Origin of the sequence: Streptomyces sp. NPDC052012, assembly GCF_040689265.1 — a bacterium.
Classification (GTDB): domain Bacteria; phylum Actinomycetota; class Actinomycetes; order Streptomycetales; family Streptomycetaceae; genus Streptomyces.
Window position 1 is genome coordinate 50,233 of the sequence record NZ_JBFAXA010000035.1, and the last position, 15,557, is coordinate 65,789.

Genomic DNA, 15,557 nt, shown 5'->3' on the forward strand with positions numbered 1-15,557 from the left:
GCGCCACAGGCCGGGCACGACCTGCTCGCCGAAACATTTCACCCCGGATTTCGGGGCTCTTCACGCCACTTCTTTCGGCCGCTGTTCAACGACATTCCTTGCGGCACTCACCACGACAGGGGGCGAATCTCGTTGGCCGAGAGCGCGACCTTCGCGGACATTCTCGCGTCCTGCAGACGCGACGACCGCGCACTGCATTTCCCCGGGGACCAGCACCAGGAGACGGTTTCCTACGCCGAACTGGCCGACCGCACCGAGACGCTCGCGCTGCGCTGGGCCGCGCTGGGTCTGTCCCCCGGTGACCGGGTCGTCCTGCTCATGGCCGGCGCCCGGCCTTTCGTCCTCGCCCTCGGGGCGGCGCTGCGCGCGGGCCTCGTCGCCGTGCCGGCCGCACCGCCCTCGTTCACCAGCCACCAGGACGCCTACCGCGACCACCTTCGTCGGCTGTGCCGGGCCTCCGGTGCGTCCGTGTGCCTCACCGAGGAGGTCTTCACCGGCTCTCTGCGGGAGCTGGAGCTGCCCTGCCGCGTGCTGCCCTTCGAGGCGCTGACCGGGGCACGCCCCGGTCCGTCGAGCGCGCCGCCCGCCCCCGAGGACCTCGCCCTCATCCAGTTCACCAGCGGCAGCACCGGCCGGCCCAAGGGGGTCGCGGTGGAGCACGGGCGGCTGCTGCGGCACGTACGGGCCCTGTCCGCGGCCCTCGCCGTGGACCCGGACGCCGACCGGGGTGTGTCGTGGCTGCCCGTCCATCACGACATGGGGCTGATCGGAAAGATCTTCACGCCTCTGCTCACCCAGACCAGCACCTGGTACCAGTCGCCGATGCGGTTCGTGCGCGACCCGCTGGGCTTCCTGCGGCTGATGAGCGAGGTGCGCGGCACCATCTCCTTCGCCCCGAACTTCGCCTACGGGCTGCTCGCCGCCAAGGCCGCCGTCGCCCCGCCCACGGGCCTGGACCTGTCGGCCTGGCGGATCGCCGGCTGCGGCGCCGAGCCGGTGTCGACCGGCACGCTGCGGCGCTTCGCCGCCGCCTACGCGGGCAGCGGTTTCCGCGCCGAGGCCCTGCGGCCCTGCTACGGCATGGCCGAGGCGACCCTCGCGGTGTCCGTCGCCCCGGCGCCGGGCGGGCTCGCCACGACGGTGGTGGACGCCCGCCGCCTGGCCGAGGAGCGCCTCGCCGTCCCCGTCGCCGCCGGCGGCGAGGCGATCGAACTCGCCTCCTGCGGACGCCCGCTGGACGGGACCGAGGTGCGGATCGTCTCGGCGGACGGGCGGGAGCTGCCCGAGGGCCACGAGGGCGAGGTGACCGTGCGCAGCACCCACATGGCGCTCGGGTACTACGCGGACGCGGAGCTGACCGGCCGGACCTGGAAGGACGGCCGTCTGCACACCGGCGATCTCGGGTTCCTGCTGGCCGGGGAGCTCTATGTGACCGGCCGGAGCAAGGACCTGATCATCGTCAACGGGCGCAACCACCAGCCGCACGACATCGAGCGGGAGGTCGAGTCGGTGGCCGGGGTGCGGCCGGGCGGCTCGGCGGCGGTCGCGGTGCGCCGCGGCGACACCGAGGCCGTGCGCATCGTGGCGGAGGCGAAGACGTACCCCCCGCCCGCGGGGCTCGCCGAGGAGATCGCGGCGCGGGTGCGGACGCAGTTCGGCATCCCCGTCCGGGACGTCACCGTCATCCGCAAGGGGGCGCTGCCGAGGACGAGTTCGGGAAAGAAGCAGCGCGCCCGGACCGCGGTGCTCCTCGACACGGGCGCACTCGGCGACGTCACCCCGCCAGCCGAAGTCCCGGCGGCCGAGGTCACCCCGGCAGCGCAGGTCACCCCGCCGCCCCCCGCCGTCTCACCGGTGCCGGCCATCGGCAGTCGCTATGCCGTCCGGCCCGGCGACACCATCACGGAGATCGCGTTCCTCGCGTACGGCGACGCCCGGCGCCATCAGGAACTGGCGCTGCACAACAAGGACGTGGCCGGATTCAAGGCGGCCCGGCTGGCGGTGGGAATGGTGATCGACATTCCGGAGCCGGACTACCTGCCCATGCCGCGCGGACTCGGCGGACTGCGCGGAGGCGTCGGCAAGTCCTTCTCCGTCCGCCCGGCTCACAAGAACCCAGCGCCATCGAGGAGAGCTGAGACATGACCGCACAGTCTGCCGCGCAGCCGGAGACGCAGGACCACATCTGGCTGACCGTTCAGAAGGCCATCTCCGAAGTGGCCCGGATCGAACCGGCCGAAATTCGGCTCGACAGTCCCGTGACCGGGCTGAGGAACGTGGACTCCATCCTCCTTCTGGAAATCCTGGTCCGGGTCGAGGCCGAACTGGGCATCGAGATCGACGAGCAGGAACTGTTCGACATCAACACCGTCCGGGACTTCGCGGCCTACTGCCGCAAGGCCGCCCCGACCGACTGAATCAGCCGAGACCGGAGTGGACTCATGGCACGCAAACGCACACTGCTTCTCATATCACCGACGGCCTCGTTCTTCGGCCGGAACGAAAAGCACCAGAAGTTCAAGCGGGAGTGCCGCGAGTTTCAGTTCTTCGACTACACCTGGACGGGTTTCGCCACCGGCCTGCTGATCGTCGGAGCGCTCACCCCGCCGTCGTACGACGTCCGTTACATCGACGAGAACATCGAACCGGTCGATTTCGACGCCGACGCCGATCTCGTCGCCCTGACGGGGATGACCGCGCAGGCGGACCGGATGTACGAGATCGCGGCCGAGTTCCGGGCCCGCGGCATTCCCGTGGTCGCCGGCGGGCTGCACGCCAACCTGCTGCCCCACGAGGTGATGCGGCACGTCGACGCGGTCTGTGTCGGCGAGGCGGAGGCGGTGTGGCCCGAGGTGCTCCACGACTTCGAGCAGAACCGGCTCAAACCCATGTACCGGCAGACGAGGCGCACCGACATGCAGACCGCGCCCCGGCCCCGCTACGAACTCGCCCACCGGCGCTACTACCCCAGCATCTGGGTGGAGACCTCCCGGGGCTGCCCGCACAGCTGCCGGTTCTGCGCCGCGACCATCCGCTACCGCGACAAGCTCGGCTACAAGTCGATCGACCAGGTGATCGCCGAGGTCGAGGCGGTCCGCGACCGCTGGGACAGCCCGTATGTGCTGTTCTCCGACGACAACTTCGTCGTGGACCGCCATCGCACCCGGGAGCTCCTCACCCGGCTCAAGCCGCTCGGCGTCAAGTGGAGCGGGCAGTCCGACGTGTCGTTCTACAAGGACCCCGAGATCCTCGACCTGATGCACGAGAGCGGCTGCATGACGATGCTCATCGGCTTCGAGAGCGTCTCGCAGGACACGCTCGACGGCATCGACGAGCGCAACTGGAAGTACCGCGCGCTCGACAAGTACGTGGAGGCCACGAAGACCATCCAGGACCACGGGATCGGGGTGTACGGGGCCTTCTCCCTCGGCCTGGACACGGACACGAAGGACTCCTTCGAACAGACCTCGCGGTTCATCAAGGACAACTACCTGGCGGGCGTCCAGGTCTCCTGCGTGACCCCGTTCCCGGGGACGCCGCTGCGCGACGACATGGAGGCGGAGGGCCGGATCCTGCCGGACAAGTCGTGGTCGTACTACACCGTCTTCGACGCCTGCTTCCAGCCGCGCAACATGACCCCGGAGGAGCTGGAGGACGGCACGCTCGGCATCTACCGGGACTTCTACAGCCGTGAGTTCTCCCTCGCCAAGACCCGGCACTTCAAGTCCATCTACCGCAACCTGGTCCGCAAGAAGAGCGAGCGCGAGTCGGCGCTGGCCACCTCCGGCCGGAGGATGGTGTGAGGGCGATCGTCATCGGGCCCGGCGGGCTCGGCACCGCGATCGTCCACGCGCTGAGCGACGCGGGCCACGAGGTGGCCGTCGGCCTCAGGGGGGACCCGGACGAGCTGCCCGGCCTCGGCATCGCCCGCCGTCGCGTCGACGTGACCGACCCGGAATCGTGCAAGGCGTTCATGGCGGCCGTGTGGAAGGACGTAGGCCCCTGCTCGGCCGTCGTGAACTGCTTCGGCGCGCTCGACGAGGCGCCGGTGCTGGGTTCCCCGGCCGGCCACCTGGAGCGCCTCCTGGAGGTCAATGTGCAGGCCGTCGCCCATGTGTGCCGCGCGGCCGTGTTCCGGATGATGAAGAACGGCGGGGGGACCATCGTCAACGTCGGCTCGGCGGTGTCGCGAGCCGGGGTGCCCGGCCTGAGCGCCTACTCCGCCGCCAAGGGCGCGCTGTCCGCCTACGGCCGCGCGCTCGCGGCGGAACTCGCCCGCTACCGCATCACCTGCAACACGGTGCTGCCCGGCTTCATCGACAGCGGCCCCACGGCGCGGCGGAGCGAGCCCTGGAAGAAGGCGGTGGCCGGGCACATCCCGCTCGGCCGGCTCGGCACCCCCGACGATGTCGCCGCGCTGGTCACGGCACTGGTCTCGCCCGCCCTGGCCTACGTCACCGGCCAGGAGTTCGTCGTCGACGGCGGCTGGACGCTGGGCTCCCCCGCCCTGACCCGGGACCTGATGGAGTCCGGCCGTGGCTGACAAGGCGAAGAAGACCCTGTGCACCTTCTGCGGGGTCGTCGACCAGGTCACCGTCGAGGACGGCGGACGCGTCCGGGCGACCGGCAGCCTGGGCGTGTGCGTCAAGGGCGCCCACTACTTCCAGAAGCACCTGAGCGCCGACCCGACCGAGGTCGCCCGCTTCACCAGCCCGCTGCTGCGCACGCCGTACGGCTGGGAGCAGATCTCCTGGGACTACGCCATCGACATGGTGGCGGACACGGTGCTCGCCGACCGCCAGGAGTTCGGCCGCGACGCCCTCGCCTGCTACGGCGTCGGGCAGATGACGCTGGAGTCCCTGTGGCTCGCCAAGAAGTTCTTCCAGGGCCATCTGGGCACCAACAACATCTGCTCGAACGCCGAGCAGTGCCTGGCGAACAACGCCGGCGGGCACGAGCTGGTCTTCGGCAACGAAGGGCCGTTCGCGGCGTACGACGACTACCGCGAGGCCGACGCCGTCTTCTTCTACGGGCACAACCCGGCGATCAACCACCCCACGGTCTTCCAGCGGTACGTACGGCGCAACCGCGACGCCGTGAAGGTCGTCGTCGACCCGCGCCGCACCGCGACCGTCGAACGGCTGCAGGCGGACGACCCCCGCACCATCCATCTGCCGGTCCGCAGCGGCAGCGACATCCTGCTGAACATGATCTTCGCCCGCCATCTCCTCGACCGCGGCGCGGTGGACCGCGACTACGTCGCCCGGGCCGTCGACCCCGACAGCGCGGACGCGTTCGTGCGGATGGTGACCAGGGGTCCGTACTCCCTCGACGAGGCCGTCCCCCGTCTCACCCCTGCCGGCATGCCCGTCGAGGAGATGCGCTCACGCGTCCTGCGCGCCTGCCGGCTGTGGGAGAGCGAGCGGGTCGTCACCACCAGCTCGGTCGGCATCAACCAGACCGTCGGCAGCAGCGGCGTCGCCTCGATCCTCAACCTGCATCTGCTGACCGGCCAGCTCGGCGCGCCGGGCCGCGGCCATGTGCGGCTCGCCGGCCAGTCCAATGCCTCGGCGGAGCTCGCCATGGGCTATTCGGGCCGCCTCCTGCCGTTCCGGATGCGGTTGTCGGACCCGGAGCACCGGGCGAGGGCGGCCGAGCTGTGGAAGCTGCCCGCCTGGCGGATCAACCCCGCCCAGGGCCTGCCGGTGGCGTCCTTCGCCACGTCCGAGCGGCTGCGGACGCTGTTCGTCTTCGGCACCAACCCGGCGCGGAACTTCCCCAACCTCGCCCAGTGGCGCGAACGCATGATGGACCTGTGCGTGATCTACGTCGACTCGTACTACAACCCGGAGATGCTCGAGTACGCCGACATCGTGCTGCCGTGCCGCACCAAGCACGAGACCTCGGGCGTCTTCCTCAACGGTGAGCGCCGGCTGCAGTACATGGAGGCCATCGAGGAGCCGCCGTTCGAGGCGTGGAGCGATGTGCGGATCGTGTGTGCCGTGGCCCGCAGGATCGCCGAACGCCTCGCGGGAGCCGAGCCGCCCGACGTCGCCGGGCTGTCCGAGGACGACGTCGACGCCCTCGTCGCGCGGGGGAACGGCGACCTGTCCGCCCGGGCGCTGGACGAGGCGTTCCGCTACCCGGTCGACGAGTACGGCGAAGTGCTCAGCGAGCCCGTGTGGGAGGAGATCCAGGCGGCTTCACGCGGTTTCTACAACGAGTTCTGCGACGGCACCGGCCGGCCCATCACCCTCGCGGACATCCGCTCGGGCGAGGGGGTCCAGTGGGGCGGCGAGCGCCGCTACACCCGTACCGGCCCGGACGAGGAGGTGTCCTTCCCCGGGGTGTTCGCGGCCGACCGCCACCGGGCCCGGTTCCATCTCCCGCCGCCGGAGCGGCTGGTGCCGTTCGGCGAGCGCAACGACCGGCAGTTCGTCCTGATCACCGGCCGCGGCGGCATGGGACCGACGGCGCGCCGCCGCGACGTGGCGATGTTCAACTCCGCCACGGCCACCGGCGAGGCGCTGTGGCCCGCCGCCAACAGCGTGTACGTCAACCCGGCCGACGCCGGCCGGCTCGGCGTCACCAGCGCCCAGCGGGTCCGGCTCAGCAACGACCTCGGCAGTCTGGTCTGCCCGGCCGAGCTGAGCGACGACGTCCCCAGGGGCCATCTCTACCTGACCTTCCACCCCGACCACGCGGGCACCCACCCGAACGTGCTGACCAGCTCGGACCACTGCGATCCGCACACCTGGCAGCCCCTGCTGAAGGACACCCAGGTCGACCTGGAGCCCCTCCCCTCATGAACCGGACGCCTCTGACGGGCCCCGGCTACCCGGTGCGCCTCTACCGCCGCTTCAGCACACCCCCGCCCGCCCCCGGCCTGGAACACCCGGGGGACTACGGGCTGACGCCCCGGCCGTTCCGGGTCCGGACGGCGGACCGCGTGGGCATCAGCGGGTGGTCCTTCGTCCCGGACCGCCCCTGGGGCGTGGTGATCCTCTGCCACGCCCGCAACGCCGGGAAGTCCCGTGTGCTGCGGCAGGCCGCCCTGCTGCACGGGCGGCAACTGACGGTCGTCACCTTCGACTTCCGCGGCTGCGGGGACAGCGAAGCGCCGCGTGGGCGCGGGCGGAGTCTGCGGGCCCCGCTGGCCGATCTGGAGGCCGTGGCCCGTCATGTGGAGCGGGAGCACGCACACGACGCGCTGCTGCGGCACCGCATCGCCCTCATGGGGTGCTCCTTCGGAGGCAACATGGCCATCGCGCACGCCGGCACGGCGGACCGTCACTACCCCGCGGTGATCCTCGACTCCACACCCCTGGTCCGCTGGCAGGACATGCTGCGCACGCTGCTGCGCGAGGAACGCCGCGGCAGCCGGGCGCCCAGGCTGCGGGCCGCGGTCGACCACGCCGTCATCCGCGCGCTGGTCGCGCGCACCCGGGCCGGGGCCCTCTACCGGCAGGCCCGGCGCTCCACACGCCGCCTCGGCGGGACCGACCTGCTGCTGATCGCCGGCGACCGGGACACCTTCTTCGACGTCGAGGAGAGCTGCCGGTTCCTCGACCGCCACCACACCGGGCGCGGCGAGGTCTGGCGCGTCCCCCGTGGCCGGCACCTCACCAACCACCTGGTGGATCCGGAGCGTTACGCCGACCGGATAGTTTCGTTCCTCCGCACGGCCTTCGCGGGGACCGGCCCGTCGGAGCGCCGCACCGCCACCTCGCAGGAGCCGCGATGACAGCCGCCCAGCACACCACGACGGACCCGGCCGAGCAGGCCGACTCGGTCGTCACCCGGAGCACCAGGGCCCTGGAGGTCCCCGACCTCGACGCCCGCTTCCGGATCAAGGTCCGCTCCCTGATCTCCTGGTTCCCGCCCCTGATGTACGAGGGCTTCAGCCGCCGGGTGGATGTGGCCGGGCTGCGCGGCCGGGGTCTGGTGTCGGTGGTGTCCAGCCTGGACTTCCGCCGGGACGACCTCGCGGCGGCGGTGGCCGCTCCGGTGCACTCCAGGGTCGAGACCCGGTTCGGCGAGCTGTCGGGCACGGGCCTCGGCGAGCCGGCCACCCGCCTCGGCTTCGACATCCGCTACGGCTTCGCCACCCCGCCCGGCGCGGGCGAGCCGCGCCGCTACCGCGAGCGCCTGTCGGAGGAACCCGTCGACTGCGGTGCGGGGCGCGTGGTGCTCACCCTGCTGAGGCCGTCGGCGCCCCCGGCGGAGCGGCTCGTGCGGGAGCCGCAGCCGGAGCTCGACGGGCTGCGGCTGCATGTGCTGAAGGAACCGCATCCGACGGTGGAGTCGCTGAGCGAGCCGTGCCCCGGCCTGACCGCCGCGGCCGGCGGACCGACCGAGGTCCGGGGCCGGTTCGGGCTCCAGCACACCGATGTCAACCAGTACGTCTACACGGGCGAGTACACCGCCGCGATGGAGGACATGGCCACCCGGCTGGTGGCCGACGCCGGCCTGCCGGCCGCGCGGCACGCCGTCTGCCGGATCGCCGCGGTGTTCAAGGCGCCGTTCTCCGCCGGGGACGACTACGTCGTACGCGGCCGTCTGTTCCACGACTCGGAGCGGACCGTCGCCCTCGTCGGCCTGCACTCCGTCGGACCCCACGGGCCGCGGGAGCGCCCGGCGGTCTTCGGCCGCGTCGAGGGCACCTGCTGAAGCACCCCGCACACCACGCCACACGCCTCACCCGCACACCCGCACACCCGCACACCCGAACCGAGGAGCACACATGGCAAGGCCCGGCACCCCCGTCGACATCGCCGAGAAGCTGACGAAGATCACTGAGTACTGGTCGCCGAAGACGGTCCTGGAGGCGAACGGCCTGGAATTCAAGGTGGCCAGGCTCGCGGGCGACTTCGTGTGGCACAACCACCCCGAGGGCGACGAGCTGTTCCTCGTCGTCAAGGGCGAACTGACCATCGAGCTCAAGGACCTGCCGAGCGTGGTGCTGGGCCCCGGCGAGATGTTCGTCGTACCGCGCGGCCTGTACCACAAACCGTACGCCCCGCAGGAGTGCGAGGTCGTCATCATGGACCCGCCCGGGGTGGTCAACACCGGTGAGGCCGAGAGCGAGTTGACCGCCGGCGAGGAGTGGATCTGAGCGTCCGCCCGGCGAGGACGGACGAAGGACGGTCCGAGGACAGCCCTCCCTAGCGTGGTCAGCCCGAAGCCGACCCGAGGGGGAGACCATGTCCCGGACACGTCTGGAGAAGCTGGCCGCCGACCGTATGGAGGCGCTCTTCGAGAAGGTTCCCGCAGCGCGCGAGTTCCACGACGGCTCCTGGACGGACCGCGAGTACTACAAGCGCCACCTGATCGAGACCGTGCTGCGCATCCGTCTCAACAACGAGGTCGACGCCTACGGCCTGTACAAGGTCGGCTCCAGGGACCACCGGCTGGCCGCGACCCTCGCCCAGTACCTGTCGGAGGAGAACAACCACGAGGGCATGTTCCTGCGGGACCTGAAGCGGTTCGGCATCGAGAAGGACGAGGTCGACGCGCTGCGCCCCTTCCCGTCGACCGAGTACCTCATGGGCTATCTGTACTTCGCCGTCAACGAGCAGGGGCCCCTGCCGACGGCCGTCTGGAACTGGTTCGTCGAGTGGTACTCGGACCGGTACAACCCCGTCATCACCAAGAAGGCGGCCGACACCTTCGGCCTGGAGACGGTGAAGGGCTCGCAGGCCCACATCGACTACGACGAGTCCCACGACCACGACGAGCTGATGTGGTCCACGGTCGACCGTGCGGTGCGCGGCTGGGGCGACTTCGACTCCGCCGAGCGCCTGCTGACCAACTTCATCGATCTCATCGGCCTGTACTTCGCGGAACTGCACGCCCACACGGTCAAGTGAGGGGTCAGCGGGTGTCAGCCGGAACGCTCCTCGTGCTCGAGCCGGAGTCGTCGGGCTTCGACGTCGTCTCGGCCGCGTTGTCGCTCGGCCTGCGCGTCCACGTCTGCACGACCCGGCCGCCCGACGCCCTGCCCGCCGCGCTGCGGGAGGCGGGCGTCACCGTGACCCGCGTCGACGCGGACCCCGCGTCGTTCGTGAAGGCCGCCGTGTCCGCCGCCGAGGAGCACGACGTCGTGGGCGTCGCCCCCGGATTCGACTACGCGGTGCAGCCGGCCGCCGCGGCGGCGTCGGTGCTGGGGCTTCCGGGCCTCGCGCCCGCGGCGGCGGACGTCCTCGGCGACAAGTACCGGATGGAGCAGGCCCTGGCGCGGGCCGGTGTCCCGGTGGCGCAGGGCGTGCCCTTCACCCTGGACGACGTCAGCACCGCTCTGCTGCGCTCGCTGGCCGCCCGGGTGGGGTTTCCCGCTGTGCTCAAGCCGGTGGACGGCTCCGGCAGTCTGCGGGTGCGGCGGGTCGACGATCTGGCGGAGCTGCGCCGCGCCCTGGCCGAGGACACGGCCGTCGGTCCGGTGGAGGACCTGGGGCGGCTGGTCGGCGAGCGGATGCTGCTCGAACCGTACCTGGACGGACCAGAGTTCAGCGTCGAGGGCTGTGTGACGGACGGTGGACCGCGCGTGGTCGCCGTCACCGGCAAGCAACTCGGCCCGGAGCCCTGCTTCGTCGAGACCGGCCATGTGGTGGAGGCGGATCTGGAACCCCACGATCGCGCCGCGCTGGAGGCCGTCGCCCTCGACGCGGTGTCGGCCCTGGGTCTGACGGCCGGAGCCTTCCACCTGGAGGCACGGCTCACCGGCTCCGGCCCGGTCGTCATCGAGGTCGGGGCACGGCTGGGCGGCGACCGGATCCACCGGCTCGTTGCGCAGGTGTACGGCTTCTCCCTGCCCGAGGCCATGGTGCGCAGCCTGACCGGACGGCCGGTCCCGGAGCGCGGGCCCGCCAGGGGCGTGGCCGGGGTCCGCTTCTTCAGCGTGCCGCGCCCCGCGCGCCTCACCGACCCGGCGGCACTGCGCGAGCGGCTGTCCGGCATCCCCGGCTGCACGGAGGCCGCCGTCACCTGCCCCGCGGGCACCGTTCTGCGGCCGGCCACCGACTTCCGTCAGCGCTTCGGGCACGCCGTGCTCAGCGCACCGGACCGGGCCGCCCTGGACGCCGCGTTCGCGGCCGTCGACCGGGCGGTGGCGCACGCGACCCTGGAGCCGCTGCCGTGCGTGTACTGATCCTGAACCGCTACAGCGACAGCTTCGCCGACTACGGCCGCTATCTCGACCACACCGCACACCGGGTGTCGTACGTGACGGTCACGGCCCATCTGCCGATGATCCCGGCGGGCGTCGGGCACGTCGAGACGGTCGCCTCCCTCGACGATCAGGAGGCGGTGGAGAGCGCGGTGTCGCGCTGCCACCGGGCGGCGGGACCGTTCGACGCGGTGCTGGCCCTGTCGGAGTTCGACCTGCTGACCGCGGCGCGGGTGCGCGAGCGGTTCGCGACACCGGGACCGGACGTGCGGGCCACGCTGCTGGTCCGCGACAAGACCGTCATGAAGGAGGCCGTCGCGCGGGCCGGACTGCGCGTACCGCGCTTCACCCCCGTCCGCACGTCCGCCGACATCGCCGCCTTCGCCCGCTCGTGCGCCGGACCGGTCGTCGTCAAGCCCCGGACGGGCGCCGCATCCGCCGGGGTGCGGATCATCCGCTCCGCATCCGGGGACTTCGAGAGCTACGAGGTCGAGGAATCCCTCGACGACTACGAGGTCGAGGAGTTCCTCGACGGACCGATCTGGCACGTGGACGGTCTGCGCCACCGGGGCGCGACCGTCTTCCGGCTGGCCTCCCGCTACCTCGGCACCTGCCACGGCTTCGCGCTCGGCCGGCCGCTGGGCTCCGTGGTGGTCCGCGACGAGGAGGCCGGCCTGATCGGCGGGTTCGCCGACCGGTGCCTGGACGCGCTGGGCCTGTCCGACGGCCCGTTCCACCTGGAGGTCATCCAGCACGCGGACGGACCGGCGTTCCTGGAGGTCGGGGCGCGGGTCGGCGGCGGCGAGATCCCCTTCGTCATGGACGAGGTGTACGGCGTCGATCTCGTGCACGAGTGGATCCGCGTCCTGCTCGGCGAGCACCCCGTCGGCATACCGGAGTCGGGCCCGGACCCGGAGACGTACGCGGGGTTCCTGATGCTGCCGGAGCCGCGGGGCCACACCCTGGTGTCCCGCACCGGCATGCTCGGCCGGATCCCCCATCTGTACGCCGAGGTGCTGCCCGCACCGGGTCACCGCTTCGACGGCACCGGCGGCTACGACACCATCCTGGGCCGCTTCCGGTACCGGGGACCGTCCGCCAAGGACATCGAGGAGGCGATCGCGGAGACGATCGCCTCGTACCGCTACGAGCTGGCGGGAGACCGGTGATGCCCTCGACCACCTTCCTCGTGCAGAACCCGTCCGAGGTCATGCCGGTGGAGATGGCGCTGTTCATGGAGGCCGACCCGCCCTACGACCCCGGACGCGCGGCGGACGAGTCGGCGGCGCTGCGGGCGGTACTCGCGGCACACGGCACTGTGGTGTCGGTACGTGAGGGACTCGCGTCGGCCGGCCGGGACGAGATCGTGCGGCTGGCCGAACAGGCCGTCGGGGCAGACGATCCGGAGCGACGCGAGGGAGTGCGCCGGGCGTTCGCCCAGTGGCCGCCGTCCGATCTCATCGACATCGTGCTGCGCCGGCCGCGGCTGGAACTGCACGCCGACGCGGAACTCGCGGCGATCAGCCCGGACGCCTCGTACGAGAGCTATGTGCTGCGCCCGCTGTTCGGGCTGATGTTCCCGCGCGACCACTACGCGGACCTGGGCGGGGCGGTGGCTCTCGGCCGGATCCGGCGCCGTGACCGGGCCCGTGAGACCGCGGTCGTTCAGGTGCTGCTGCACCGGCTGCGCGGCCGTCCGGCGGACCTCGTACCGCCGGTCGGGCGGTATCTGGAGGGCGGCGACGTGGCGGTGACGGAGCGGCTCGCCGTCCTCGGCTGCGGCTTCCGCACCAGCCCGGAGTCGGCCGGCCCGCTGGTCGGGCACCTGCTGACGGACGGCCGGGACGTCATCGAGGTGCACGACGGTCTGCGCCGTCCGGAGGAGTTCCACCTCGACCACTGGCTGTGTCTCGGCCCGGGTCTCGCCCTCGTCGCGGAGGAGCGGCTCGACAGCCCCGCCGTCACGGCCGTCCGTCACCGCCGCGACGCGCCGGCCGGGCCGCCCGTCGGTCTGCGGCGGGCGCTGGAGGAGACGGGGACGCGCATCGTGCCGCTGTCCTCCGCGCAGATCGGACGCTTCGCCGCGAACGCGTTCTTCGTCCCCGGCCGGTCCGTGGCCGTCACCTCCACCGCCGCCTACGACGATGTGGCGCCGCTGCTGGACAAGCACGGCATCGAGGTCGTCGCCGTGCCCTTCGACGAACACCACAAGCAGTTCGGGAGCGTGCACTGCGCCGTCAACACGCTCTCCACGTCCACCGATCGCATCACCACGGAAGAAGAGGCATGACTGCACACAGCGCCGCGCCGCCGGCCCCGCGGGAACGGTACCTGGGGTACGCGGCTCTGGCGGCCAGCACCGTCGGCGTGGGTTCCGCGCTGATCTTCGTGCGGCTCAGCGAGGTCGACCCCACCAGCACCCTCATGCTGCGCATGGTGGTCGCCTCCGTCCTGCTCGGCGCCGTGACCGTGCCTCGAGCGGGCAGCGCACGATGGAGCGACATGCGCTCCCGCGATGTGACGCTGCTCGTGGTCTCCAGTCTGGTGGCCGGAGCCGACCTGCTGGCCAACCAGTGGTCCGTCCACTACACGACGGTCGCCAACACCGCGTTTCTGATGAACCTCTCCCCCGTGTTCGTCCTGCTGCTGACGGCAGTGGTGCTGCGCCGGCGGGTCGCCCTGGCGAAGCTGGGCATCGTGCTGGTCGCGCTCACCGGCGGCGCACTGGTCGTCCTGGGCGGCGCCGACCGGCCCTCCATCGGGCAGCACCACTTCCTGGGCGACGCCCTCGCCCTGTCGTCGGCGGCCCTGTACGCGGTCTTCCTGCTCATGACGCAACACCTGCGGGAGCGGATCCCGACCGCCCTGATCATGGTCACCAACTCGGTGGTCATCATGCTGATGCTCGCTCCGGTGGCCCTGCTGACCAGCGACCCCCTGCTGCCGCACAGCGCGGGCGGCTACGCCCTGATCTTCGTGTACGCGCTGGTGAGCCAGCTGCTGGGGCACGGGCTGATGACCTACGCCCTTCGGGTGGTCGACGCCGGTCTGGCGTCCATGTCCGCCCTGCTGCGACCGGTCGTCGCCGTGGTCCTCGGCTGGCTGGTGCTGGACGAGGCCGTGGGCCCACTGCAGGTGGTGGGCGGACTGGTCATCCTGGCGGCGCTCTGCGGCTTCCAGTTGCTGGACTCCGCCCGCCGCCGTCCCGGTCCCGCCCCGGCGGCGTCCGCACATGATCGGTTGGCGACTTCGCCAGGATCGCCCACAATTGAGTGATTCCGCCGGGATGGTGAGATTCCTGGTAATCATGGAACGGTTCTCCGTCGTTCCGCCTTCCCCGGAGCCGTTCATGCGCACTGCCGTCACCACCGCCCAGGACCCGTTGACCGAAGGGGAGTTGGGGCCCGCCCCCTCGGAACAGGTGGAGGAGCGCGAGCTCGTGTTCGAGGGCTTCGCCTATCAGTGCCGCATCGTCCATCAACGCACCCCGGTCACCGAGCCGTTGCTGCTGCTCGGCGGCTCGTCCCAGAACCGTTACTCCTGGCAGACCCACGAGCGGTGGCTGTCACCGCTGTGCACGCTGATCACCGTGGACCTGCCCGGGTACGGCAGCGCGGACTTCCTGCCGGCCCGGTACGACATCGACTTCCTCGCCGACGCGGTCGCGCACATGCTGGTGGAGCTCGGGGTGCCGAGGGTGAATCTCTTCGGCGGCTGCTTCGGTGAGGTCGTCGGCCTGCGCTTCGCGCAGCACCACCCCTCGTTCGTGCGCCGCATCCTGTTCGCCGGCGCGGCGAAGCGCCTTCCCGATCTCTACACCGATGCCGTCCCCCGGCTGACGCACGCGCTGGAGCGGGGCGCGATCGAGGAGGCCGCCGACGGACTGGTCCGGCTGTTCATGTCCAACCCGGAGGCCGGCCGGGTCCGCAAGCACGCGGCCGTGGCCCGGCTGCTGCGCAATCAGTTCCTGACCCAGACACCGGACGAGATCAGGAAGGCGGTCGAGCACAACACCCGCCTGACGACCCACGGCTGCTACCGCCCGCTGCCCGTCCCCCCGGTGCCGTCCCTGGTCTTCACCGGCGAGTACGACACCCTGTGCACCCCGCAGATGGGCCGCGAACTGGCCGCGACGATGCCCGGTTCCCGGTTCACCACCATCAAGGAGGGCGACCACCTGGTGACGGTGGAGCGCAGGGAGGAGTCCTCGGACCTGATCGCCCGCTTCTGCACGGACCGCCCCGTCGAGAACCTGCCGTACTGCAACGCCGTCGAGTCACTGTGAGAGCGCCGTACAGCGGAGAGTGGCCGGGCGCCCCCCCAGGGGTTCGGGCCGCGGACGCGGGGCCGCGGGGGCGGTCGGGGGGCGCCCGGGAAACAGCGCCGCCGCCCC

At 71.6% G+C, this 15,557-nt stretch carries 14 protein-coding genes; all 14 read left to right on the top strand.

Features of this window, described 5'->3' with window-relative positions; translation table 11 throughout:
- The first annotated feature begins 132 nt into the window (after nucleotides 1-132).
- Complete coding sequence (locus tag AB0412_RS33700) at nucleotides 133-2,145, top strand: fatty acyl-AMP ligase (RefSeq protein ID WP_366406409.1); 2,013 nt, start codon at nucleotides 133-135, stop codon at nucleotides 2,143-2,145.
- Complete coding sequence (locus AB0412_RS33705; protein ID WP_366406410.1) at nucleotides 2,142-2,417, top strand: acyl carrier protein; 276 nt, start codon at nucleotides 2,142-2,144, stop codon at nucleotides 2,415-2,417. The genes AB0412_RS33700 and AB0412_RS33705 overlap by 4 nt, the downstream gene beginning before the upstream one ends.
- Before the next feature lie 24 nt (nucleotides 2,418-2,441).
- The gene (locus AB0412_RS33710; RefSeq protein ID WP_366406411.1) at nucleotides 2,442-3,803 is read left to right on the top strand and encodes a radical SAM protein; all 1,362 of its coding nucleotides are present in this window, start codon (nucleotides 2,442-2,444) and stop codon (nucleotides 3,801-3,803) included.
- Nucleotides 3,800-4,543 carry an SDR family oxidoreductase gene (locus tag AB0412_RS33715; RefSeq protein ID WP_366406412.1) on the top strand — a complete coding sequence of 248 codons (744 nt, stop codon included), beginning with the start codon at nucleotides 3,800-3,802 and terminating at the stop codon, nucleotides 4,541-4,543. Before AB0412_RS33710 ends, AB0412_RS33715 begins: the two co-directional genes overlap by 4 nt.
- Nucleotides 4,536-6,809: a molybdopterin-dependent oxidoreductase gene (locus AB0412_RS33720; RefSeq protein ID WP_366406413.1), complete on the top strand. Its 2,274-nt coding sequence runs from the start codon at nucleotides 4,536-4,538 to the stop codon at nucleotides 6,807-6,809. The genes AB0412_RS33715 and AB0412_RS33720 overlap by 8 nt, the downstream gene beginning before the upstream one ends.
- A complete protein-coding gene (locus AB0412_RS33725; RefSeq protein WP_366406414.1) occupies nucleotides 6,806-7,744 on the top strand; it encodes an alpha/beta fold hydrolase in 939 nt (312 codons plus the stop codon). Before AB0412_RS33720 ends, AB0412_RS33725 begins: the two co-directional genes overlap by 4 nt.
- Complete coding sequence (locus AB0412_RS33730; RefSeq protein ID WP_366406415.1) at nucleotides 7,741-8,670, top strand: hypothetical protein; 930 nt, start codon at nucleotides 7,741-7,743, stop codon at nucleotides 8,668-8,670. The genes AB0412_RS33725 and AB0412_RS33730 overlap by 4 nt, the downstream gene beginning before the upstream one ends.
- A 73-nt stretch (nucleotides 8,671-8,743) precedes the next feature.
- Entirely contained in the window at nucleotides 8,744-9,115 is a 372-nt protein-coding gene (locus AB0412_RS33735; protein WP_366406416.1) for a cupin domain-containing protein, read from the top strand.
- A gap of 88 nt (nucleotides 9,116-9,203) precedes the next feature.
- Nucleotides 9,204-9,869 carry an iron-containing redox enzyme family protein gene (locus AB0412_RS33740; protein WP_366406417.1) on the top strand — a complete coding sequence of 222 codons (666 nt, stop codon included), beginning with the start codon at nucleotides 9,204-9,206 and terminating at the stop codon, nucleotides 9,867-9,869.
- An 11-nt stretch (nucleotides 9,870-9,880) separates the two neighbouring features.
- Entirely contained in the window at nucleotides 9,881-11,146 is a 1,266-nt protein-coding gene (locus AB0412_RS33745; RefSeq protein WP_366406418.1) for an ATP-grasp domain-containing protein, read from the top strand.
- On the top strand, nucleotides 11,134-12,333 hold the full coding sequence (locus AB0412_RS33750; RefSeq protein ID WP_366406419.1) for a hypothetical protein: 1,200 nt from the start codon (nucleotides 11,134-11,136) through the stop codon (nucleotides 12,331-12,333). Before AB0412_RS33745 ends, AB0412_RS33750 begins: the two co-directional genes overlap by 13 nt.
- Nucleotides 12,333-13,454, top strand: coding sequence for an arginine deiminase family protein (locus AB0412_RS33755; protein ID WP_366406420.1), 1,122 nt, complete (start codon nucleotides 12,333-12,335; stop codon nucleotides 13,452-13,454). Before AB0412_RS33750 ends, AB0412_RS33755 begins: the two co-directional genes overlap by 1 nt.
- The gene (locus tag AB0412_RS33760) at nucleotides 13,451-14,440 is read left to right on the top strand and encodes a DMT family transporter (protein ID WP_366406421.1); all 990 of its coding nucleotides are present in this window, start codon (nucleotides 13,451-13,453) and stop codon (nucleotides 14,438-14,440) included. The genes AB0412_RS33755 and AB0412_RS33760 overlap by 4 nt, the downstream gene beginning before the upstream one ends.
- A 73-nt stretch (nucleotides 14,441-14,513) precedes the next feature.
- Nucleotides 14,514-15,449 carry an alpha/beta hydrolase gene (locus AB0412_RS33765; protein WP_366406422.1) on the top strand — a complete coding sequence of 312 codons (936 nt, stop codon included), beginning with the start codon at nucleotides 14,514-14,516 and terminating at the stop codon, nucleotides 15,447-15,449.
- Nucleotides 15,450-15,557: the final 108 nt, after the last annotated feature.